Origin of the sequence: Photorhabdus sp. RM322S (genome assembly GCF_042879395.1) — a bacterium.
Lineage (GTDB): Bacteria > Pseudomonadota > Gammaproteobacteria > Enterobacterales > Enterobacteriaceae > Photorhabdus > Photorhabdus khanii.
The window spans coordinates 197142-218123 of record NZ_JBHFKW010000003.1 but is presented as its reverse complement, the minus strand read 5'-3'; the positions used below and the strand labels follow the sequence as shown (position 1 = coordinate 218123).

At 42.1% G+C, this 20982-nt stretch carries 20 protein-coding genes; 9 read left to right on the top strand and 11 right to left on the bottom strand.

Annotation, left to right across the window (positions count from 1 at the left end; all coding sequences use genetic code 11):
* Positions 1-25: 25 nt before the first annotated feature.
* The 7 genes from ACGF63_RS03365 to ACGF63_RS03335 all read left to right on the top strand — a co-directional run bounded on the left by ACGF63_RS03365 (position 26) and on the right by ACGF63_RS03335 (position 7267).
* Positions 26-1072, top strand: a complete 1047-nt coding sequence (locus tag ACGF63_RS03365; RefSeq protein ID WP_036849480.1) for a 3-deoxy-7-phosphoheptulonate synthase — start codon at positions 26-28, stop codon at positions 1070-1072.
* 167 nt (positions 1073-1239) lie between these two features.
* Positions 1240-1437, top strand: a complete 198-nt coding sequence (gene hemP, locus ACGF63_RS03360; RefSeq protein ID WP_152961853.1) for a hemin uptake protein HemP — start codon at positions 1240-1242, stop codon at positions 1435-1437.
* Between the two features lie 89 nt (positions 1438-1526).
* Positions 1527-3554: a TonB-dependent hemoglobin/transferrin/lactoferrin family receptor gene (locus ACGF63_RS03355; RefSeq protein ID WP_387628761.1), complete on the top strand. Its 2028-nt coding sequence runs from the start codon at positions 1527-1529 to the stop codon at positions 3552-3554.
* A 32-nt stretch (positions 3555-3586) separates the two neighbouring features.
* Complete coding sequence (locus tag ACGF63_RS03350) at positions 3587-4660, top strand: hemin-degrading factor (protein ID WP_036849478.1); 1074 nt, start codon at positions 3587-3589, stop codon at positions 4658-4660.
* Positions 4657-5475 carry a hemin ABC transporter substrate-binding protein gene (locus ACGF63_RS03345; RefSeq protein ID WP_152961850.1) on the top strand — a complete coding sequence of 273 codons (819 nt, stop codon included), beginning with the start codon at positions 4657-4659 and terminating at the stop codon, positions 5473-5475. The genes ACGF63_RS03350 and ACGF63_RS03345 overlap by 4 nt, the downstream gene beginning before the upstream one ends.
* The gene (locus tag ACGF63_RS03340; RefSeq protein WP_152961848.1) at positions 5472-6473 is read left to right on the top strand and encodes an iron ABC transporter permease; all 1002 of its coding nucleotides are present in this window, start codon (positions 5472-5474) and stop codon (positions 6471-6473) included. The genes ACGF63_RS03345 and ACGF63_RS03340 overlap by 4 nt, the downstream gene beginning before the upstream one ends.
* Positions 6473-7267: a heme ABC transporter ATP-binding protein gene (locus ACGF63_RS03335; protein ID WP_036849475.1), complete on the top strand. Its 795-nt coding sequence runs from the start codon at positions 6473-6475 to the stop codon at positions 7265-7267. The genes ACGF63_RS03340 and ACGF63_RS03335 overlap by 1 nt, the downstream gene beginning before the upstream one ends.
* A 50-nt stretch (positions 7268-7317) precedes the next feature.
* On the opposite strand, the gene ACGF63_RS03330 is transcribed toward ACGF63_RS03335, so the two are convergent.
* Positions 7318-7932, bottom strand: coding sequence for a hypothetical protein (locus tag ACGF63_RS03330; RefSeq protein ID WP_387628755.1), 615 nt, complete (start codon positions 7930-7932; stop codon positions 7318-7320).
* Between the two features lie 263 nt (positions 7933-8195).
* Between ACGF63_RS03330 and ACGF63_RS03325 the strand changes: the two genes are divergently transcribed.
* The gene (locus tag ACGF63_RS03325) at positions 8196-8558 is read left to right on the top strand and encodes a helix-turn-helix domain-containing protein (protein ID WP_036849473.1); all 363 of its coding nucleotides are present in this window, start codon (positions 8196-8198) and stop codon (positions 8556-8558) included.
* Positions 8559-9273: 715 nt separating this feature from the next.
* Here the strand turns inward: ACGF63_RS03325 and ACGF63_RS03320 are convergent.
* The 6 genes from ACGF63_RS03320 to ACGF63_RS03295 all read right to left on the bottom strand — a co-directional run bounded on the left by ACGF63_RS03320 (position 9274) and on the right by ACGF63_RS03295 (position 15606).
* Positions 9274-9615 carry a hypothetical protein gene (locus tag ACGF63_RS03320; protein ID WP_203448905.1) on the bottom strand — a complete coding sequence of 114 codons (342 nt, stop codon included), beginning with the start codon at positions 9613-9615 and terminating at the stop codon, positions 9274-9276.
* Between the two features lie 424 nt (positions 9616-10039).
* Positions 10040-10495, bottom strand: coding sequence for a hypothetical protein (locus ACGF63_RS03315; protein ID WP_036849472.1), 456 nt, complete (start codon positions 10493-10495; stop codon positions 10040-10042).
* A 479-nt stretch (positions 10496-10974) separates the two neighbouring features.
* Complete coding sequence (locus ACGF63_RS03310; protein WP_152961846.1) at positions 10975-12252, bottom strand: HlyD family secretion protein; 1278 nt, start codon at positions 12250-12252, stop codon at positions 10975-10977.
* Positions 12245-13720: a TolC family protein gene (locus ACGF63_RS03305; protein WP_152961844.1), complete on the bottom strand. Its 1476-nt coding sequence runs from the start codon at positions 13718-13720 to the stop codon at positions 12245-12247. Before ACGF63_RS03305 ends, ACGF63_RS03310 begins: the two co-directional genes overlap by 8 nt.
* Positions 13713-14927: an ABC transporter permease gene (locus ACGF63_RS03300; RefSeq protein ID WP_152961843.1), complete on the bottom strand. Its 1215-nt coding sequence runs from the start codon at positions 14925-14927 to the stop codon at positions 13713-13715. Before ACGF63_RS03300 ends, ACGF63_RS03305 begins: the two co-directional genes overlap by 8 nt.
* A complete protein-coding gene (locus tag ACGF63_RS03295) occupies positions 14920-15606 on the bottom strand; it encodes an ABC transporter ATP-binding protein (protein ID WP_239002330.1) in 687 nt (228 codons plus the stop codon). Before ACGF63_RS03295 ends, ACGF63_RS03300 begins: the two co-directional genes overlap by 8 nt.
* 373 nt (positions 15607-15979) lie before the next feature.
* Between ACGF63_RS03295 and ACGF63_RS03290 the strand changes: the two genes are divergently transcribed.
* Positions 15980-16387 carry a flagellar protein FlhE gene (locus ACGF63_RS03290; RefSeq protein ID WP_152961841.1) on the top strand — a complete coding sequence of 136 codons (408 nt, stop codon included), beginning with the start codon at positions 15980-15982 and terminating at the stop codon, positions 16385-16387.
* A 1621-nt stretch (positions 16388-18008) separates the two neighbouring features.
* On the opposite strand, the gene ACGF63_RS03285 is transcribed toward ACGF63_RS03290, so the two are convergent.
* The 4 genes from ACGF63_RS03285 to arnT form a co-directional block, all read right to left on the bottom strand.
* Positions 18009-18494 carry a C40 family peptidase gene (locus ACGF63_RS03285; protein WP_152961839.1) on the bottom strand — a complete coding sequence of 162 codons (486 nt, stop codon included), beginning with the start codon at positions 18492-18494 and terminating at the stop codon, positions 18009-18011.
* Between the two features lie 93 nt (positions 18495-18587).
* A complete protein-coding gene (gene arnF, locus ACGF63_RS03280) occupies positions 18588-18980 on the bottom strand; it encodes a 4-amino-4-deoxy-L-arabinose-phosphoundecaprenol flippase subunit ArnF (RefSeq protein ID WP_036849465.1) in 393 nt (130 codons plus the stop codon).
* Positions 18977-19321 (bottom strand): 4-amino-4-deoxy-L-arabinose-phosphoundecaprenol flippase subunit ArnE, encoded by a 345-nt coding sequence (arnE, locus tag ACGF63_RS03275; RefSeq protein ID WP_387628747.1) that lies wholly within the window; start codon positions 19319-19321, stop codon positions 18977-18979. Before arnE ends, arnF begins: the two co-directional genes overlap by 4 nt.
* Positions 19318-20979, bottom strand: a complete 1662-nt coding sequence (gene arnT, locus ACGF63_RS03270) for a lipid IV(A) 4-amino-4-deoxy-L-arabinosyltransferase (RefSeq protein ID WP_387628744.1) — start codon at positions 20977-20979, stop codon at positions 19318-19320. Before arnT ends, arnE begins: the two co-directional genes overlap by 4 nt.
* Positions 20980-20982 lie beyond the last annotated feature (3 nt).

The window sequence follows — 20982 nt, the reverse complement described above, 5'->3', positions numbered from 1 at the left end:
TGCAAAACGAACTTTGAGAAAATATATGTATAAAACAGATGGTTTAAGGACTCACCGCGTCGATAGTTTGGTCACACCTCAGGCTCTTGCAATTCAATATCCTGTGTCTGAAAAAATCGCCAACAGTGTGACAACGTCACGAAAATGTATTGCAGATATTCTATCGGGGAATGACCCACGACTGATGGTTATCGTCGGTCCTTGTTCTATTCATGATATTGATGCTGCTTTAGATTATGCTCAGCGACTGAACACATTACGTGAAAAATACCAGCACAGACTGGAAATTGTTATGCGTACCTACTTTGAAAAACCGCGCACAGTCGTAGGCTGGAAAGGTTTAATTTCAGATCCGGATCTTGACGGCTCTTGCCAGGTTAATCGTGGTATTACTTTGGCGCGTAAATTACTGGTTGATGTCAATGAGCTGGGTTTACCCACAGCTACTGAGTTTCTGGATATGGTGACCGGCCAGTATATTGCTGATCTCATTAGCTGGGGGGCTATCGGAGCCAGAACAACAGAAAGCCAGATTCACCGGGAAATGGCATCAGCCCTCTCCTGCCCAATTGGCTTTAAAAACGGCACTGATGGCAATATCCGTATCGCTATAGACGCTATCCGCGCATCCAGTGTCTGTCACACATATCTATCACCGGATAAGCATGGTCAAATGACCATCTATCAAACCGAAGGCAACCCATACGGCCACATTATTATGCGTGGTGGTAAACAGCCTAATTACAGTGCCGGAGATATTGCCGCAGCTTGTGATCAGCTACGTGAATTTGATTTACCAGAGCACTTAGTTATCGATTTCAGTCACGCTAATTGTCAGAAAATACACAAACGCCAACTGGACATCGCGCAAGAGGTAGGCCAACAGATTAAGGAGGGTTCTGCGGCTATTGTCGGTGTGATGGCTGAAAGTTTTCTACTTGAAGGTGCCCAGACAATTATTCGGGGGCAACCACTGAATTACGGTCAATCTATTACAGATCCTTGTCTGAGCTGGCAAGATACAGAACGACTTCTTGAAATTCTTGCTGAAGCAGTCAATTACCGCTTCTGAACCCTTGTCTGAGTTAGCCTTTTATTCACGGAAGGCTAACTTATCGCAGATTAATAAACCTCGTTAATATGTTGTTCTGAGCATCAAAAATATTGCTTGAAGTCACCTCTCCATATAACGATAATGATTCTCACTATAATAATAGTTAGCATTTGCTAAGTGGATTTATGACTAAAGTATGTCACCAACATTCCTATACTGCACTTAAAGAATGGTGCAACACTCATCCTGCTGAAATCATGCAAATTGGTTACGTTGACAGTAAACAACTGTTAGGTGAGTCAGGAATTACCCGAATTCGCCACCAAGGGGAATTCTACCAATTGCGCCAAACTAAAGCCGGAAAGCTGATACTAACTAAATAAAAAAATAACTCAGCCAGCCACCCAGATCACGTATCGGGGCAGCCAGCTATATCCATAAATCATAAAATATTCTTATGGAGATTCGTCTGATGTCTCAATCTGCAAGATCAACACTCAAGCTATCAGTATTAAGCCTAGCGATTATCAGTAGCTTTTCAACCGCATATGCAGCAACAAAATCGTCCGATTCGGATAGTGATAAATCATCCCGTGATGTGGTAACTGTTTATGCAACAGGTAATGCAAGGGATAGTTTCGAAGCACCCATGATGGTGACAGTGATAAATAACAAATCACCACAAAGTCAAACAGCAAATAATGCCGGGGATCTCATCAGAAAAATACCCGGTATTAATATAGCTGGTACAAACCGTGCTAATGGGCAAGATATCAGTCTGCGGGGTTATGGGCCAAAAGGTGTTTTGACATTAATTGACGGTATTCGGCAGGGCACCGATACCGGTCATATTAATGGTACATTTCTGGATCCGGCATTAATTAAACAAGTCGAAGTTGTGCGTGGTCCCTCTGCCCTGCTCTACGGCAGTGGTGCTTTAGGTGGTGTTGTTGCTTATCAGACTGTTGATGCCACAGATCTGCTGCAAGCAGGTCAAAATCACGGATTTCGCGTTTTCGCCCGTGGTGCAACCGGTGACCATAGTATGGGGTTTGGTGGTGCAACTTTCGGGAAAACAGATTCTCTGGACGGTTTGTTTGCTTTCAGTACTCGTGATGCAGGTAATATCCGCCATGGTGGTGGTTTGACGGCTGATAATGATGAATTTATCAGTAACCTGATAGCAAAAGGCAGTTGGAAAGTGGATGAGAATCAATCTTTAAGCAGTCAGTTACGTTATTACCGTAATGAAGCTAATCAACCTAAGAATCCACAAACACTCATCGGGAAAAATGAAAAATCTAACTCGTGGACTGATCGGACGACAACTCAGCGTGATGCCCAACTCAGCTACCAGCTAAATCCGACAGAATATGATTGGTTAAATGCCAGGGCTGACCTTTATTATTCGGATGTGACTATCGATGCCCGCACTCAAGAAAAGGGGTTCGAAGGCCGCAAGCAGAAAACCTATGGTGTAAAACTGGAAAACCGCTCCCGCCTGTGGACAGACAGCCCATTGGCACACCAACTTACCTACGGTGGTGAAACCTACCAACAGAAACAAACCCCAGGCGGTAACACTGATAGCTTCCCCGATGCCGATATCCGCTTTTCTTCCGGTTGGGTGCAGGATGAAATAACCCTGCGCGATTTGCCAATATCTATTATCGCCGGTACTCGCTATAACAACTATAAAGGAACAAATTCTAAATATAAGGATGTCAGCGCTGATAAATGGTCTTCCAAAGGGGCTATCAGCATCACACCAACTGACTGGTCAATGCTGTTTACCTCTTATTCTCAGGCTTTCCGTGCACCGACGATGGGTGAAATGTATAACGATTCTATGCACTATCCTGGAAACTTCTGGATTTCTAATCCAAATCTCCGCCCAGAAAGCAACGAAACATGGGAATCTGGTTTTGGATTACGTTTCGATAACCTGCTGGCAGACAATGATGAACTAAAATTCAAAGCCAGCTATTTTGATACCAAAGCCAAAGACTATATTAAGTCAGATGTCATTAACCCTTATCAGAAATATGGTCGTACATTATACAAAAATACAACATCTGTTAATGTACCCAGAGCCAAGATCTGGGGTTGGGATGTTTCTATGAACTATGAATCCAATCTGTTTTCCTGGGAGTTGGCTTATAACCGTACTGAGGGCAAGGACGAAAAGAGCGGTGAATCTCTCGACAACCTCAGCCCAGATACTATCACCAGCACACTGGATATCCCTGTTGCACAAACCGGTTTTTCTGTTGGCTGGATAGGTCAATTTACCAAGCATACTGATTTTAAAGGGCAATATAAGCAACAAGCTGGCTATGGCATTAATGACTTCTACATTAGCTATCAGGGTGAAGGGATGTTAAAAGGTGTGACCACTACCGCAGTTTTGGGCAATGCCTTTGATAAAGAATACTACTCACCACAGGGAACACCGCAGGATGGCCGCAATGCCAAACTATTGGTGAGCTACCAGTGGTAATTAAATATACTGTATTTTCAAGGAGTTAAGTTGTGAATTCATCACTTTATGAACGTTACCTGCAAGCCAAAACTGATAATAAAGCCAAATATGCCCGCGATCTGGCTGCTTATCTGAATGTCAGTGAAGGTGAGTTACTGCACAGCCGCGTTGGGATAGATGCCAAACGCCTTGACATTGACGCACCAACTTTACTGGAAGAACTGGCTGTTGTGGGTGAAACTAAAGCGATTACCCGCAATGATTTTGCAGTCCATGAACAAATTGGCCGGTATGAAAATACACGTTTCAGCAGCCATGCAGGATTGATCCTGAATCCTCGTGAACTCGATTTGCGGATATTCTTTGATCACTGGAGCAGTGTGTTCTATCTGGTCGAGCCAGCCAAAAAGGGTATGCGCCACAGCATTCAATTTTTTGATCGACAGGGTGATGCATTGCATAAAATTTATGCAACAGATAATACCAATATGGTAGCCTGGGAAGCACTGATCGAAAAATATCAGACAGAAGAAAACCCAGCACTGGTTATCACTCCTGTAGAAAAAACCAATCACTCAACCATAACCCATGAACTGAAAGCACAGCTTGATAAAGAATGGCGGGCAATGACTGACGTTCATCAATTCTTTATTATGCTCAAACGTCATAACCTGAGCCGTCAGCAAATTTTCGACGCGGTACCGGATGATCTGGCTTACAGAGTGGAAAATTCTGCCCTGAATGAGCTTATTAATACCGCTTATAGCGATCAGAATGAAATCATGATTTTTGTCAGCAACCATGGTTGCGTACAAATTTTCACCGGCAAGCTGGAACGCCTGATGCCATATCAGGAGGAAAACTCAGATCAGAAATGGATTAATATCTTTAATCGTAATTTCACACTACATTTAATAGAGAGTGCTATCGCTGAAAGCTGGGTAACCCGTAAACCAACGGCTGATGGTTTCGTCACCAGTCTTGAGTTATTTGATGCTAATGGCAATCAGATCGCTCAACTGTTTGGTCAGCGTACAGAAGGCACTCCTGAACAAACCCAATGGCGTGAGCAAGTAGCAGCGCTGCCAAAACTGCAACCAGCACAGGAAGAGCGTATAGCATGAAAAAATGGCTTCTGACATTCGCCCTTGCGGTATCGTTCAGTGCTTTTTCCACTGAACGGATCGTCACCATTGGTGGCGATGTATCTGAAATTGTTTTTGCACTTGGTGAAGGTAACAAAGTTGTTGCCAGAGACAGCACCAGTCAGAAACCAGCAGAATTGCTTGCCTTACCCGACGTCGGCTATATGAGATTGCTCAATCCTGAGGGCATTCTCTCTATGCATCCGACACTGGTTCTGACTAGTGAGCTGGCAAAACCTTCACTGGCACTGAAGCAACTCCAGGATTCTGGTGTAGACGTTATTCAGATAACCGGAAAAGCATCGTTGGAAGCCGTTCCTGAGAAAATCAAGACCGTCGCCAAGGCGGTCAATCAAGCTGAACGCGGCGAACAACTGATTAAGCAATATCAGAAAAAACTGGCAGGCATTCCAACAACCCCATTACCAACCCGTATTCTGTTTGTGATGAGCCACGGGGGTATCATGCCAATGGCTGCCGGGCAAAAAACCGCAGCCGACAAAATGATTCGTGCTATTGGCGCGACTAATGCAATGCAAGGTTTTAACAATTATCGTCCTCTTTCGCAGGAGGGCGTTATTGCCAGTGCACCAGATTTATTACTAGTGACTGAGGATGGCATTAAATCAATGGGCGGCTTGGATAAAATCTGGCAATTACCGGGCTTGAAACATACCCCGGCAGGTCAGAAACAACAGATTTTAATTGCCGACGATATGGGCCTGCTTGGTTTTGGCCTCGAAACCCCTACAGTGATGAAACAACTACGGCAGGCGGCGGAGAAGGCCCAATGAGCCGTATGAAGTCTCCGGGATTGGGTTTAGCATTTCTTTGTCTACTACTGTCTGGGTTGGCTATTGGCTCCGCCAATCTGGGCGCATTAACATTATCTTTTAAGACATTGTGGGAATCTGCGATCAGTGATCCCCAGTGGCAAATCTGGCTGAACATCAGATTACCAAGAGTATTATTGGCGATGCTGGTTGGCTGTGCTTTAGCCGCCTCCGGTGCAGTGATGCAAGGATTGTTTCGTAACCCACTGGCAGATCCTGGCTTACTGGGTATGAGCAGTGGAGCCGCGCTAATGGTTGCAATGGCGATTATTTTGCCCGTTAGCCTGCCATCTGCCATTGCCGTATATGGGCATATTATTGCCGCATTTATTGGCAGCCTGTTAATTTCACTACTGATTTTTTCACTGAATAAATATAGCCAAGGAAATTTGGCTCGTTTATTACTGGCCGGGATCGCCATCAATGCGCTCTGCGCATCTGCTATTGGAGTCCTAAGTTATATCAGCGATGACCAGCAACTACGCCAATTCTCTTTATGGATGATGGGTTCACTCAGCCAAATAGAGTGGCCGACACTGGCAATTGCCGCTTCCTTAATTATTCCGGCTGCCATCCTGACTTTCAGTCAGGCCCGTAAACTGAATCTGTTGCAATTAGGAGATGAAGAAGCCCACTATCTCGGCATTAACGTCCAGCGCACCAAATTCCAGTTATTACTCCTCAGCGCCCTGCTGATTGGTAGCGCCGTTGCATTAAGTGGTGTTATTGGATTTATCGGGTTGGTTATCCCCCATCTGATCAGGATGCAGTTTGGTGGCGATCATAGCTGGCTGCTTCCCGGTGCCGCATTAGGGGGTGCCTCTCTTCTACTTACCGCAGATACACTGGCAAGGACATTGGTTTCCCCGGCAGAAATGCCCGTTGGCTTAATCACGGGTTTAATCGGTGGGCCATACTTTCTATGGCTGATACTCAAACAGCCAGGGAGCCGAATATAATGGAAGCCATAAAAAATAATATTTTTCTGCAAGCTCAAAATCTGAGTTATTCAATTGGCAACCGGAAAATTATTGATAATGTTTCGCTCTCGGTCAATAAAGGTGAAGTTGTCGCCATCATCGGACCAAACGGCGCAGGAAAATCCACATTATTGCGACTGCTGACGGGATATATGAAACCTGAACAGGGGCAATGTTATTTACAGGGAACACCCATTGAGCAATGGCCGGCTCAGCAGTTGGCCCGAACCCGGGCAGTCATGCGTCAATACAGTTCACTCTCCTTCCCTTTCAGTGTGGAAGAGGTCATTGCTATGGGGCGCTCTCCTCATGGTATTCATCATCAACAAGCAGCCATTGATACCGTCATTGAACAAACGGATTGCCAGGAGTTACGCCACCGGGACTACCGGCAATTATCCGGTGGTGAACAACAAAGAGTACAATTAGCCCGTGTCCTTGCCCAGCTCTGGTCTCCAGCACCGACAGAGTGTTGTTTGTTTCTTGATGAACCGACATCAGCCTTAGATCTTTATCACCAACAACATACACTGCGTCTGCTTTACCGGCTGACGCGGGAACAACCGATGGCAATGTGCTGTGTTCTGCATGATCTCAATCTTGCCGCTCTCTACGCAGATAAAATCTTTCTGTTATATAAAGGGAAGCTGGTCGCAGCCGGGACACCAGAAGAGGTATTGAGTGATCAAATTCTAAAAAAATGGTATCAGGCCGATCTTGGTATTACCCGCCATCCTGAGACTCAACAACCTCAAATTTATTTAAGACAATAACAGCAAAAGCTGACAGGCAAATTATTTTCGCCATTTGCCTGTCTTACTTTTTACTTACGAAATTTTATTGCATCAGGCAGATACCAGAAAGCTGCAATCAGACACAAATAATAACCCAGAGCTTCGCATCCCTCTTCAACTACATTTTTTACAGTTCGATCAAAATCTTCCAACATTAAACCTTGCCATAACACGCCCATACCAAACAGACGGGAAAAAACCAACACGCACAAGATACCTGAAACCATCATGCCGTAACTTTGATGGCGGGCAAAATGAGTAAGACCAACCAATGTAACCCGACCTCGGTAAACTGCGTAAAAAATACAAATTAACGCCAACGGAACAGCAATCCACACCCAGGCGCCATGAAATATTTGATCAAATATGGAGTCCAACTCTCTTATCAACAAACAAGCAAAAAATCCTGACACCAAAACTAATGCGGAACGTAATTGACTATTCTTCCTTGCTTCCAGAAGAAATACAGCAGAAATAACAAACAGTATACTCTCCTGAGCAATCTCAGTTAATGAGCTCTCCTTCACTGCATTCTGCAAATAGACAACATCGATAAAAAGTAAGCCGATAACTATGGACAAAATCAGAGCATAAAAAACAAAGAATGCCAGTTTTTTAGTTAAAAAAACCACGTCCGATTGCATTACAACCTCCATTAAATTAAATGACGAACGATGATACTGCTTTAAATAAATTGGTGAGGATCATTTGATGCTACTTGTTGTTAAAGCAAAGGAAATTTACATGAATAGTGGTAATTATCAATTGCAAGTAGCACTTTTCGCCTATAGATATCTCCAATTTATCTTAAAATACTAATGATAATAACCATCGTTATTATCATTACAAGAATAGCTAACTAATTCTAATATTTTAGCAACTGGCCCACCATTAGTGGGAGGTGAAAATGTCCGAAACTGTAGTAAACGATATTGTCAGATGGCTTGAAACCCAGCTTCAACGTAACGAAGGTATAAAAATAGATACCATTGCTAATAGGAGCGGTTATTCGAAGTGGCATCTGCAAAGGGTATTTAAAGAGGTGAAAGGTTGTACTCTGGGTGAATATGTTCGCAAACGGCGTTTGCATGAAGCAGCAAAATCTCTGCGGGAAGAAAATCTGCCGATTCTTGACATTGCTCTACAGTATGGTTTCAGTTCTCAAGCAACATTTACCCGGATCTTTAAAAAACACTTTAACACCACACCGGCCAGATTCAGGGAGAACGGTAATCTACCTGAATTAAAGTATTTCTTAAGTTGTGAGTAATAACCAATTTACTAATTGTCTTATTGGTAGTATCTCCCTCAATGGCCAATAGTTTTATTGGCCATCTCTCTTTTATGCTATTTGAGTTCACTAACGCTGCCAATGGAACAAAAACCAGATAAGAATTTCCCAGATAGCTAACTGATTAATTTAACATTTATTTCCCTTGCCTAAATAAGAGTACCTAATATCATTTCACTTTGACTAATCCCAGTTTATTTCTTCGAAATAGAGAACAGATTTCTATAAATCTTCTAGCTTTCCTTAACCGTTACCACATATATCAGCATACGTAATTTCAGATAACCACCTCATGAAATGACAATAAAATCTGCTCTATTTTATTGGTTCACGTTAATAAACAGGTTAATATAATTTTAAAATAAATAGAATAGGTAGATTCACATAATACTTAACAAAAAAAAGCGAATAAAAATTATCCATAGGGATTTCTCTCCTAAAATTTAGTGTATATGTAACTACGAATAAATATAAACCCTGAAGATTGAACATCAGGGTTTTATTTAAAATTAATTTCAACTTACTGCTTATCCAAACAGTCCTTATTCTTGCAAATAGTTTGAACACTGACCAGGCTTAAAATGGCAAATAAAATAACCTAATGGGATGTGCTCTTAGTATTTTAATGCAAATAATAACGAATAATATTTTCCATAGGAATTCTCATTATATCATAGTCTTACTTATCATTCTTTTAAGTATTTGATTCTGATTTTGGCTTTTCAGTCTTAAGTAATACGCCGTTGATGTATCCATAACCATTGTATACATATCCGGTAGTTCTAATATTAATTTTTTTCGCACTAAGGTGTGCTAAAATCAAAGTTATTAGACTACCATTTCCTTGATAACCACCAGCAGAATTATCTAGAAGAAAATTTTGTGGAGTACCATCTTTGCCATCTTTGCTTTCAGTAATGACTACATGAACGTTGTCTCTGGCTATATCTGGGGCAATTTCAATGGAAGATACAGTGACATCAGAAATAGATACACCAGAAGAAACTATTTCAGAAAAATTATTTTGATCGGTCATAATATATTAACCCTTATAATATTAGATTTAGCATCAAGTTATAAATATAGAAATTCATATTACACCAAAAAACTCAACTAATTTATTGACATCTATATTCAATCATCATAATCCATAAACTTATAAAAACACTTTACAACTTTAAAAATAGTGTAGAACTAATAGTCCGTCAATAAAATACCAAAGGGAATTAAACTAAATAAAAACAAACATTCAACATTAATTGACAATGACAAAACCAAATTACTGTATATTTCCCAATTATAACTTAGTATTAATGTATCTCACATATAATATCACTTATACTAACATTATAGTAAAGAGAAAATCCTGCCAATGATCTTTGATAATTATATAATCTACCGAAAACAAAAAAACAAGATGAGCCAGATATCTCTAATAGAATAATCTGACTCATTATTCACTACTTCATAGTAAATTCAACTGACCATGCGTAAGTCACAAAGTTAGTAAAGGTGATGGTTGCATTGCAAACAGCGCCACCGCTCGGTGTTGCTCCCTTATTCCACTTCGGAATTTTAACGCCATTGACGTATGTATTTACGAAAGTGGTCATAAATTCACAGCTCTTAAACCCTATTTTATATCGTACCATTGCGTAATTTGCATCAGGTGATAGCGGACTTTGAACCTGATAGCTATTGAACCCTCCTTGTCCTACACTTGAATCAGGTTTAGGTGTTGCATTTGCGTATGTTCCGGCTTCATTGTTAGTAATGATGGTATAAACAGCATCAGCGCTACCCGGCGCACCAAGATGCTTAAATGTAACTGTTACGGGCGGACCTGCATGAGCGACGCCTACAGCAGTTAAGGAAGCAGTTGCAAACAGGGCCAACAACGATTTACGTAGTAACATATTAGATATTCCTTATGTTGTTTAGAATGGCTGACTGCATTTTGATACAACTTTTTCTTCTATAAACTTATCTGACGCACGATATATACGCCAAATTCATAAAGCAAATTTCTGCTTTATATATTTATAATATAGACCATTGTCATAAGAATTTATTCAAATAGATAAAAGATTCTTAGTGATAAAATCCAAAAATATTTTAATCTTAGGGGAATAAGAGAATAAATATCGGTACAATTATATAGAAACAGTTTCATGGTCAAATTAAATCGTCCCAATGGAGATTAATATTAATTCGTCACAATACTCCGCAGAAATTTTAAATTCGATATCATCTTAACAAGAATTTAAGCAGTATAAATATATAACAGTAAATGAGTTGCAATAGATGATATTAAGAATGAATCTCAACATACAAATTGCCAATGCAAACAATTGTACCAAAGCCAAGTTATCCAATACACGTGGTCAAATCTCGGTCATTGCTGCCCAGAAATTTCAACATAGCCTGCATCTAACCCGACAACTTCTACCCCTTGAGGAACAGCATACCCTGGTGTTACCGTAATCTGCTGTGCAGGATCACGTAACTCACGTCTATAGGTAACAAAAATCTGCCCGTCAGGCCCCTGGCGTAATGCCCCGGCAGGCACCGCCAATCCATGTTCATTGCGATACGTGACAATAGCCAGTTTAGCACTCATATTCAGACGGACACGCTGCCGCTGTTCAGGTGTAAGGGGATCAATCGCTACCAACACATCATAATTTACACCAGCTCCCTGCGATTCGCTTGAACGACCCTGTACGCCAATCGTCTTAATCTGCCCCTGCAAGGATAACCCCGCAAAACCATCACCCGTGATCTGAACTGGCATTCCTTCATACAATTGGTGAAGATCTGCCTCTTCAATGCGTGCTACCGCCTGGATTTGTTCTAAATTAATTATCCCAAAAAGCGGTGCACCCTGAGTGACTCGTGTCCCTTTTTGAATAGATAACGCTTTGTCTGATCCCTGAACAAGAGGACGAACAACAATTCCGTCAAAAGGAGAAACCAGCTCGCGTTGAGCTTGCTGAACTTGGAGTGCCTGATAACGCGATTGAGCGTTGGCGAGTTCCATATCGGCGATTTGGCGATTCTCGCCTGTGCCTTTATCAAGCGTAGCGTTTAGCTCTTCCTTAGCGGCGGCAAGATCGAGCCGTTGGACTTTGGCCTGCTGCTCCAGTGTGTCAACTTCCATACGCGGAACAATGCCACGTTCGAACAAGGCTCGAGTATCAACCAGCTTACGTTCGGTATCACTCAGGCTTAACTGAGCATTAGTCAAGGTCCTGCGAACCCTGGCGACGTCCTGACTGTTCTCCCATTCCACCAAATCTTGTACGGTTCTCTGGGCTTTCAATAGTTCCGTAAGCGCCTGACGCAACTGGATATCCAATTGCGCAGTATCAAGGCTCAACAGGGGTTGCCCTCGCTTAACGCGCTGGCCTTCAGTCACCACGACGTCAGCGATAACACCCTCGAATGGCGCCGCAATCGTCAAACTGGTGGCAGCCTGAATGCGGCCAACTAACCCAAGACGGTTTTCCAGCAATTGAGGTTCAACACGCACCCACTGTTTCTGTGATGATGTATCAGTTGAAGACGGCAGATAGACATAAGCAATGGCAACCCCGGCGACTAACGTAACAACAAGCGCTACCAGCCAACGAGTCTTACGCCTGAAATGGGCAAGTGCCCTGAGCTTAGTCATTAAGTGCAATATCCCAACTCCCCAGAGTGGTGCCCAATGTTTCATCCAGCTCCGCTTGTGCATTCAGGTAGGCGATTAACGCATTGAGGCGAACATTCTCGGCATTACGCAGATCAGTTTCAAAACTCAATACCTGAAAGTTGCTGGAACGGCCGACTGTCAGTTTTTCACGTTCAATCTCCAGCTTACGTCGGGATAGATCTCTGGCACGTTGTGCGATCTCATATTGACGCCAGCGCGTACCAATATCACGCACCGCATTACCGACATCACGTTCCAATAACTGTTTTGCCTCAGTAAGACGGATATCCTGATTCTGAACATCAACCCGCGCCCGCACTTCCGCCTGGCGCTGACTCAAATCACCAATGGGTATCTCCACCTGGACACCCGCGTAATTTTCCCAACTTCGGGAACTGTTTGGACCTGTTCGATCACGTACCTGGCTGGCCCCACCGACCAAAGAGACATCCCATAAACGGTCATTACGGGCGACTGTCAGGTTAATGCCAGCCTGCTCTGCGGTAATCAATTGGGTGAGATAGGTTGGTTGCTGCTCTTGTGCCAAATGTTGCGCCTGAAGCAGATTAATATCTATGCGTTTGGCATCCAATTTGTCAGTCGCTTTTACCTGAGTTTGCAAGTCTAAGGCGAGCAAACGCAGCAATTCTAAACGACTGGTATCCAGTTGATTAGCGGCTTCCTCATTAGCCAGTTCCTGCATGGCAACATCGGCCTCAGTCTGAACAATCTCGAAAGCGGCCATTCTGCCTGCGGAGATCATGACTTTGTTAACTTCCAGCAGTTGACGTGAACGTTCAAGTGCATCACGCGCGATTTGTAATTGCTCTTGAGCGCGCAGCAATTCACGATAAGCCATAATAATCTGCTTGATAGTCTGGGATACCGTTGCTTTCAGATTCAGGCGATTTATTTGCTCCATCAGTTGAGCAAGGCGTACCGGCGCCGTCGCCACATCTTTACCGGCACCGCGCAACAGCGGCTGGATCACTGAAAATGAAACGCCATCATTACGGCTACGGCCAGCATTCTCCGCCCATGTCGCCCGGCTCGTCCACGACAAGCTGAACCGGGTACCATATTCCCCAAGCATTGTAGACGTGGGCGTAATCTCGCTCTGACGGTAACGATCATCTTGATTACGGGCAGCAATATAACGGCTATTGAGCAGCAACTTCGGCGTAAAACGATCTTCCGCAACCCGCAAATCGAATTTCTGGGCAATCCGATCCAAATAAGCACTGCGAATCGAGCGATTGTTTCGTAATCCCAAATAGATCGCATCACTGAGTGTCAGATCGATAGTCTGCTGATTAAGAGAAATTGTGTTCGTTGTAGGCATGGTTGCCTGTGACGGCGTCAGCGGCTCCGCTAAAACCTGTTTGACAGATACGGCGATTATCAGCGCAATGATGACAATAACACGTTGTAAAATCTGGCTAATCATCACGAAGTGCCTCTACAGGTTGTAACCTGGCAGCAGCTAGTGCCGGGTTGATGCCGAAAAATAAGCCGATCACTAATGAACTGGCAACCCCCAGCGGCAAAGAGAATGGGGATAATGTGAATACCCAGCCGGAAAATTTTACAAACAGGTACCCAGCGGTCACCCCCAACAACGATCCCGCTACTGCGCCGACAATTGACAGAGTGGCAGCTTCCAGCATAAAAAGTACACCGATATCAATAGGCCTGGCTCCCAGAGCCATACGAACACCAATTTCACGCCTGCGCTCCGAAACATTCATCAGCATGACATTCATGACACCCACACCGCCCACCAGCAATGAAATGCCCCCCAATCCGGCAAGCAAATAGGAGAATGTCTTGGCTTGTCGCGTCAATCCATCAAGTAATTGCTGCGGAATTTGAACTTCGACATTACGACCGTTTGATAATGAGACAAGATAGTCACGCAATGATACCGCATCACTGTTTAACGTTGTTACGTCACGCGCTCTGGCAATGACACTGCCTATCTCTGGAGCAGGCCGCAACCGCCGCATGCCTTCAATGGGCAATATCACGGAACCATCAACAGAAACCGGGAGTAAAGGATTTATTCCCTGAGCAGCGAGAATGCCTATCACTTCAAACATATATCCCTCAATTTGCAGTTGACTACCTACCCGGATAGGTTGGTTTGGTACTTTTGACTGTTTTGCAATATCTGCCCCGATCACGGCATAAGTCGTCTGGCGATCATAGTCCGATAGAAAACGTCCCTGCTCGATCTGTAAATCAAGCACCGCAGCCAGATCAGAGGATGTTCCTGTAATATTCGTATCAATCCCTTGTCCCAGGAAACGTATTCGGGTTGAGTATAACGTGATGGGCGCAGCATGCATGATCGTGGGCAGCATTCGGGTAAGCATCTGCGTATCCAGTGTGGATGGGGCGGGTTTGACATCAGTGCCCGGCATAAAATCAAAATGGGCGACCAGCATATTGCTCCCCATACTCTTGAAAGTGCTGATAGCTTCATTGGCAGCGTTATAGCCAATGTTCAGAAGTGCAATGACTGAAGCACATCCGACGGCAATACCTAGCAACGCAAACAGGGAACGCCGCCCCAGTAAACGCAGGCTATCCAGCGATTCACGCAGAGCTTGCGAGAAGGAAAATCCGTGGCGACCAGAATTCACGTTAAGCATCGGATATATCCGGCCATAGATCGGTTTCGGAAAGCTGCCCATCATTGACATACAGACAGCGCTGCATATTTCTGGCGATTGCTTCATCGTGTGTCACCATGACGAGTGTCACGCCCTGCTCACGGTTCAGTGACAGAAGAAGCGCCATGATATCGCGTGCTGTAGTACTGTCGAGATTGCCTGTCGGTTCATCAGCCAGAATGAGAGAAGGCTTGCCGACCAAGGCTCTGGCGATGGCAACACGTTGGCGTTGTCCCCCGGAGAGATCTGCCGGACGATGGTGAATACGATCAGCCAGACCAACTAATTCAAGCTGGTATTTCGCCTCCTGCCGGGCCAGAGAACGTGAATATCCACGATATAGCAATGGCAACGCCACATTATCCAATGCCTGCATTCTGGGAAGTAAGTTGAAACTCTGAAATACGAAACCCATTTCCTGATTTCTTATTCTCGCCCGCTCATCAGGAGTAACATTTGTTATATTAACGCCACTAAACTGAAAACAGCCAGAAGTCGGTTGATCCAATAAACCAAGAATATTAAGCAGTGTGCTTTTACCCGAACCGGAAGCGCCGACAATAGCACAACTTTGCCCACGCATTATGGTCAGTGATATTTGATCCAGCACTGGATGATACTTTTCCCCCATACGATAGGTTCGACAAATATTTTCCATGTAAATCAAAACTTCTCTACACTGGGAAGTTGTGATTGTCATGTCTGATTTATTCATCGTTTTTGACATCCATTAAATGTGTCACAGGCTCCATTCGATCGTTTATCAGGCTTTATATCATGGGAAGATTCTCTTGTAAAAGGCTGTAACTTAAGTGAGATGCAAAAACATCGATCAGCAAAAATAGATTAGATTTACTTAACATAAATTCAAGTTACCCATTGCATTTTGGGATTAATCCCCCCAAATTAATCCTGCCTGCTTTGGCATTTCGTACAGGTTTTTATGAAAATTCAGGAGATAAAGGGCGCGAGATCAAAATGTCTATCTAAGCTCTCGCAATAGAAAATTATCAGGTATTGGGGTATTAGCGATGAAATTAAAAAAAATCTTGGGAATGGGTAGTGCGTTATTGTTAACCCTGTTTTCACAAGCAGCATTATCGGCGAGCTACCAATCTTCGGTTGTTCTGCCAACCGTGTATTCCAGAAATTACACAGAAACAGCTTATCTCCCTGTCGTCGGATCTCCACCAGCTTCCGGCAGTATTAGCAATGTATCCTGGACTTGGAATGTTGTCGGATGGCCTCAAGGACTGTCGGTTTATCTTTGTCAAGGAGATACCAACCATTGCTTTGATATCTCTCGCACCCGGAGAATGTCGACAGCTGCATTCAATACTAGAAGCCCGGCACAGCAGTTCTTTTATGCTTTGAGAGTTGCAAATGGCGGAACAGTACCTGTGGCAGGACAAATGGGAGAAATTACGGTCACTTGGTAATAATTTCTCGATTATTCTCCAAAGATTGCCGTCAGCACCACAGGCGGCAAGCTGCTTTTTTTCGGTGATTAGCATCGACGATGTTATCCTCCGCTTATTTTACATTTAACTGTCCTGCCATGACCATTTAAAAGCACAATAACAGAAATATTAAAGCTTTTATATAAAAGACGGAGTTAGATTCACATAATAAGTGCAAATTTTTAAAAGAACGTTAATTAAGTTTAATCGAAATCCATTAACCATTAACAGAGAGTTAAAAAATCAGCGAGAAAAAGCATATTATCCAAATAGACTGATATTAAAGGTACTTTTCTACCATTATTTTATGAAAAAACCATAAAATAGATGAAATGGTTAATTTGGCAGGGTTTAAGCTCTGAAAAAAGTATTGATTATTAGAAAAATATAAAGTGGCATCTTTATACCATCAAGCTATTTATTGGTTGATTTATGAAGATAAAAGAAATGAGGGTGACTTATAATAACTGTTCAAAATTACCAGTGAAACAGCATTAAAAAAGATAAAAAACGAGTATGATTAATGTTGATTAAATGTAAAACACAATATACCATGATGATTAAATCTAATAGAAATCAGGTATTAAAAATAGTGAAAACAATGGTTAATCCTTTATTATACCGATTAGAACCAGAGATTAAAAAATGGCTTTTACTAACCATTTAAAACCTGCCCATCATAAAATTATCAGTGAAAAACGAGAAAAATAATTGGTTTTATTCATGTATATAGCCGTAAAAAATGTTAAATAATCGTTTATAAAAAATCTGAATAACAAAACCCTCAAATAAATCATTTAATCGAATACTAACTGGATTACTTTTAGCATTATTATGTTGCATTTATTATGTAACACCGTGATACATTAAATACGCCCGTTTAAACATGTTTTACACTATTTTATCCCATCCAATAATATTGCTTTTCTACGGTTTGATTTAAGTCATGCCTATTTTTATACCTTTAATATAATTTAACGCTAAAATAAATTCACATCGTTATTTTTCAAGCTATTTTAGCGCTCTGTTAACGCTTAAATGCTCATTCAATCATTATAACCTGTCTGGCAGATTAATTTGCCAGACTTTTCACCATTATTGATGTAATAAGGCGTTATTAAATTAACTGACCAAGTTATTTAAACATGATTTAAATAGATATGGGTCAATGGGATTAAGTGAAAATCTAGAATCATATGACGAGCCTATTTTAATAAATAAACGATTTTATTTTTATAATCCCAATCTTTTAAAAATAATTTTGACTAAATGCACATGCCATTTATTACGCTAAAATAACCATTTTAATGAAGACAAAACAAAAACCATTAAACCATTAAACCATTAAAAAAATATCAAATATAAAATAAATCTCTTTTTAAAAAAGTTAAAAACCTTTTATTTAAAATTATGCTTTGAAAAATCAAAACACACTTGAAAACTGATGTTGGCGAATCTGCTGGCGTAAATAACGATTAACCCCATTAAATGTTTTAACATAATCTCATATATTAATATAACATCAAATTTTTTACCCGCTTTAAAAAATCCTTAATCACTGTTTTACCTTTGCTGATTAAAGTTTTTACCTGTTTTTACGTTAAATCCTGCGGGCTTGCCAAAAAGCTTTTCTCCAGTAAACATTATTCATAGATGAGCGAATGACACCTTTATGGGTTGATGCATGAATAAATTCATTGTTGGCATCATAAATACCAACATGTAACCCATATTCACCACTGCCTGTTTTGAAAAAAACTAAATCACCCGGCATTAAATCACCTTTATCAATGCGGGTTCCTAACCCTATTTGCCCACGGGTAGTACGAGGTAATTGAATATCAAACCGGTCACTGAAAGTACGGTAAACAAAACCAGAGCAATCGACTCCCCTACGATCCATCCCACCATAATGATAGGGTGTGCCGTACCATTGATTAAGCTGCTCTTTAAGTTGAGCAATCACCATGATGGGATCAGAAAGCGCCGTTTTTAACGCAGGAGCCTTGGTTCTGGGGGTATGACTGGAACAACCAATAAGTAACAAGCTGAGTAACAACAACAGCTCTTTTATTCTTATCGTCATCAATCTCACCTCACAGAACCCACAAAATACGCTAACTTTATCCAGCCTCCAACCAAAAAACAAGGCTGTCTTTCAAGCAAAAGAGCTAAATATTTATTTGGTTATTCGTTCTGGACGGCTAATCAACCAGACACCAAATAAAATGAAAATGACACCTACTGTTTTCAACAAGGTGACTGTTTCATTAAACCAGGGCAATAAGGCCGCCATTGAATAAACAAAGACATAACTCAGGCTTATTAACGGATAAGCTTTATTTAATGGTAAATATTTCAGTGCAAATAACCAACATAGCATAGATAACAGATACCCAGCCAGACCAGCCATTATCGTCACGAGAGAATTGCGATTATCCCATAACCACTCAACATCAAACCAATGCAAGCCAAAGTTCAATGCCGGCAAATTTACAACGCCCCATTTCAGTAATAACTGTGCTACTGTCACCAATAATACGCTAGCTAATCCCCAAATATAACCTTTCATTCATTCAGGCTCATCAACAAAATTCCCAACATGATACAAGCAACCCCACTCCAATGCTTCCTGCCTACTTTTTCCTGATAGAGAAATTTCCCCGCTAAAGTAACCATAATAAAATTGATACTCAACATAGGATAAGCTATTCCCAACGGCAATATCTGTAACAAACGCAGCCAAAATAACATCCCAACAGCTAACAGAATCACTGCCCCTACCAACCATTTCAGCGCTAATACTTTCTTATTATCAGCATCACGCTGCCAACATATCACAGCCTGTTTCTGACATAGCTGACCAGCACATGTCATCATGCTGACCAGCAACAACAAAGCAAAACTTATCATGGGCGTTTCTCATAGACCATAATAACGAAGCGGTAATTACGGCTGACTTGATCTGCTTTTGGTAAATCAGGTAATTCTTCATTTTTATACAAATGAAAGAGTACTGATACCCGGCCTTCTTTACGGGCTTTTTCCAGCCATTGCGGAAAATCTTTATCGCTAATATGTCGGTATCGGCTATCCGGATAATTCAAACCATATTCCAGCTCACCAAAACGCTCAAGCATATAAATATCACTGCGTTTCATCTCCCATGCAACACTGGTCGCAAGGCCAACACTTTCCGATACAATATACCGACTGTCCGCAAGTTCTTGATGATGCAGGTTAATAAAACTCTGAGGCAATTTGGAGTTAATGATATTTTCAGGCAAAGCATTACCAATCGTCAGGCTGACAACAATAGAGCAAAATGCCGCCCACAACCAGTATTTCCCATTCAGCATGAAACACAGATAGCCAATAATTGCCCAGATCCCAAAGGCAACAATAGCTAAAACCCATTTCGGCCATTCTGATGGCTGATATAACGCATGTTTTGTCACTACTTCCATAGCAAACAAAGCCATTACCGCCAGCAACCCAATGAATACGTTAACTATTCCATTGATCTTCAGTAATTTCATCTTGCCATTTTTTACGCAATCTACACCAAATTTAGCCATCATCATTGCCAATGGTGCCATACAGGGCAAGATGTAAGTCGGCAGTTTCCCTTTTGCAATACTGAAAAATAATAATGGCACCGCAAACCAGCAAAGCAGAAAAAACATTTCAGGATGAGATTTTCTCTCTTTCCAGCCTTTAATCACGGCCCCAGGCAATAATCCAAGCCACGGGATCACACCAAGGATCAGAATCGGTATGTAATACCAGAATGGTGCTATATGTTGAGCATCATCGGCTGAGAAACGCTTAATATGCTCAATCCAGAAGAAATAGTGCCAATAATCAGGCTCACACAGGGCAACCGCAATAACCCACGGCAAACTGATTGCTATCGCGGAAATAATAGCAAGCGGGCCAAAGTAGACTATTTGCCGGACCCGTTTCTGATAAATGACAACCGGCAACATAGCAATCACCGGAACGGCCAGTGCCAGAAACCCTTTCGTCATAAAACCCATACCACAACACAAACCAAGCACCAGATATGCTATAACCCGCTGCCGGGTACAATCCGCTTTTAATGCCCAGAAACTGCACACCATGGCCGCTGTCACCCACAACGAGAACATCGGATCAAGCACGCTATAAGTGCCAATCGCCAAAACCAGAAACGTTGAGATATAAATCAAACTGGCGGCAAAAGCAATATGCCGGTCCTGCCACATCATCATAGCAAACCGATATAATAAAATTGCACTGATGAAAATACAGAAAACTGATCCAAAACGGACAGCAAAGTTATTCTCACCAAAAATCCATTGGCTGATATTATTAATCCAATAACCGGCTACCGGCTTTTCAAAATAACGAATATCTAGCAAATAAGGAACAATCCAATCTCCTCGTTGCAGCATTTCACGACTAATTTCTGCATAACGGGTTTCATCTGGCTGCCATAACAGACGGCCATTAAGGGGTAATAAATAGGTAAGGGCAAAAAAAAGAGCCATCAGAAAGGCCCCTACTTTACACGCCCGGTTATTTAACATAGA

Excerpts from the sequence above, each read along its gene's own strand:
- ACGF63_RS03355 (WP_387628761.1), top strand. The coding sequence starts at position 1,527 with ATGTCTCAATCTGCAAGATCAACACTCAAGCTATCAGTATTAAGCCTA.
- ACGF63_RS03325 (WP_036849473.1), top strand. The coding sequence starts at position 8,196 with ATGTCCGAAACTGTAGTAAACGATATTGTCAGATGGCTTGAAACCCAG.
- arnE (WP_387628747.1), bottom strand. The coding sequence starts at position 19,321 with ATGATAAGTTTTGCTTTGTTGTTGCTGGTCAGCATGATGACATGTGCT.
- ACGF63_RS03335 (WP_036849475.1), top strand. The coding sequence starts at position 6,473 with ATGGAAGCCATAAAAAATAATATTTTTCTGCAAGCTCAAAATCTGAGT.
- ACGF63_RS03340 (WP_152961848.1), top strand. The coding sequence starts at position 5,472 with ATGAGCCGTATGAAGTCTCCGGGATTGGGTTTAGCATTTCTTTGTCTA.
- arnT (WP_387628744.1), bottom strand. The coding sequence starts at position 20,979 with ATGTTAAATAACCGGGCGTGTAAAGTAGGGGCCTTTCTGATGGCTCTT.
- ACGF63_RS03345 (WP_152961850.1), top strand. The coding sequence starts at position 4,657 with ATGAAAAAATGGCTTCTGACATTCGCCCTTGCGGTATCGTTCAGTGCT.
- ACGF63_RS03310 (WP_152961846.1), bottom strand. The coding sequence starts at position 12,252 with ATGACTAAGCTCAGGGCACTTGCCCATTTCAGGCGTAAGACTCGTTGG.
- ACGF63_RS03295 (WP_239002330.1), bottom strand. The coding sequence starts at position 15,606 with ATGGAAAATATTTGTCGAACCTATCGTATGGGGGAAAAGTATCATCCA.
- ACGF63_RS03315 (WP_036849472.1), bottom strand. The coding sequence starts at position 10,495 with ATGTTACTACGTAAATCGTTGTTGGCCCTGTTTGCAACTGCTTCCTTA.
- ACGF63_RS03330 (WP_387628755.1), bottom strand. The coding sequence starts at position 7,932 with ATGCAATCGGACGTGGTTTTTTTAACTAAAAAACTGGCATTCTTTGTT.
- ACGF63_RS03365 (WP_036849480.1), top strand. The coding sequence starts at position 26 with ATGTATAAAACAGATGGTTTAAGGACTCACCGCGTCGATAGTTTGGTC.
- ACGF63_RS03320 (WP_203448905.1), bottom strand. The coding sequence starts at position 9,615 with ATGACCGATCAAAATAATTTTTCTGAAATAGTTTCTTCTGGTGTATCT.
- arnF (WP_036849465.1), bottom strand. The coding sequence starts at position 18,980 with ATGAAAGGTTATATTTGGGGATTAGCTAGCGTATTATTGGTGACAGTA.
- ACGF63_RS03285 (WP_152961839.1), bottom strand. The coding sequence starts at position 18,494 with ATGACGATAAGAATAAAAGAGCTGTTGTTGTTACTCAGCTTGTTACTT.
- ACGF63_RS03290 (WP_152961841.1), top strand. The coding sequence starts at position 15,980 with ATGAAATTAAAAAAAATCTTGGGAATGGGTAGTGCGTTATTGTTAACC.
- ACGF63_RS03305 (WP_152961844.1), bottom strand. The coding sequence starts at position 13,720 with ATGATTAGCCAGATTTTACAACGTGTTATTGTCATCATTGCGCTGATA.
- ACGF63_RS03300 (WP_152961843.1), bottom strand. The coding sequence starts at position 14,927 with ATGCTTAACGTGAATTCTGGTCGCCACGGATTTTCCTTCTCGCAAGCT.
- hemP (WP_152961853.1), top strand. The coding sequence starts at position 1,240 with ATGACTAAAGTATGTCACCAACATTCCTATACTGCACTTAAAGAATGG.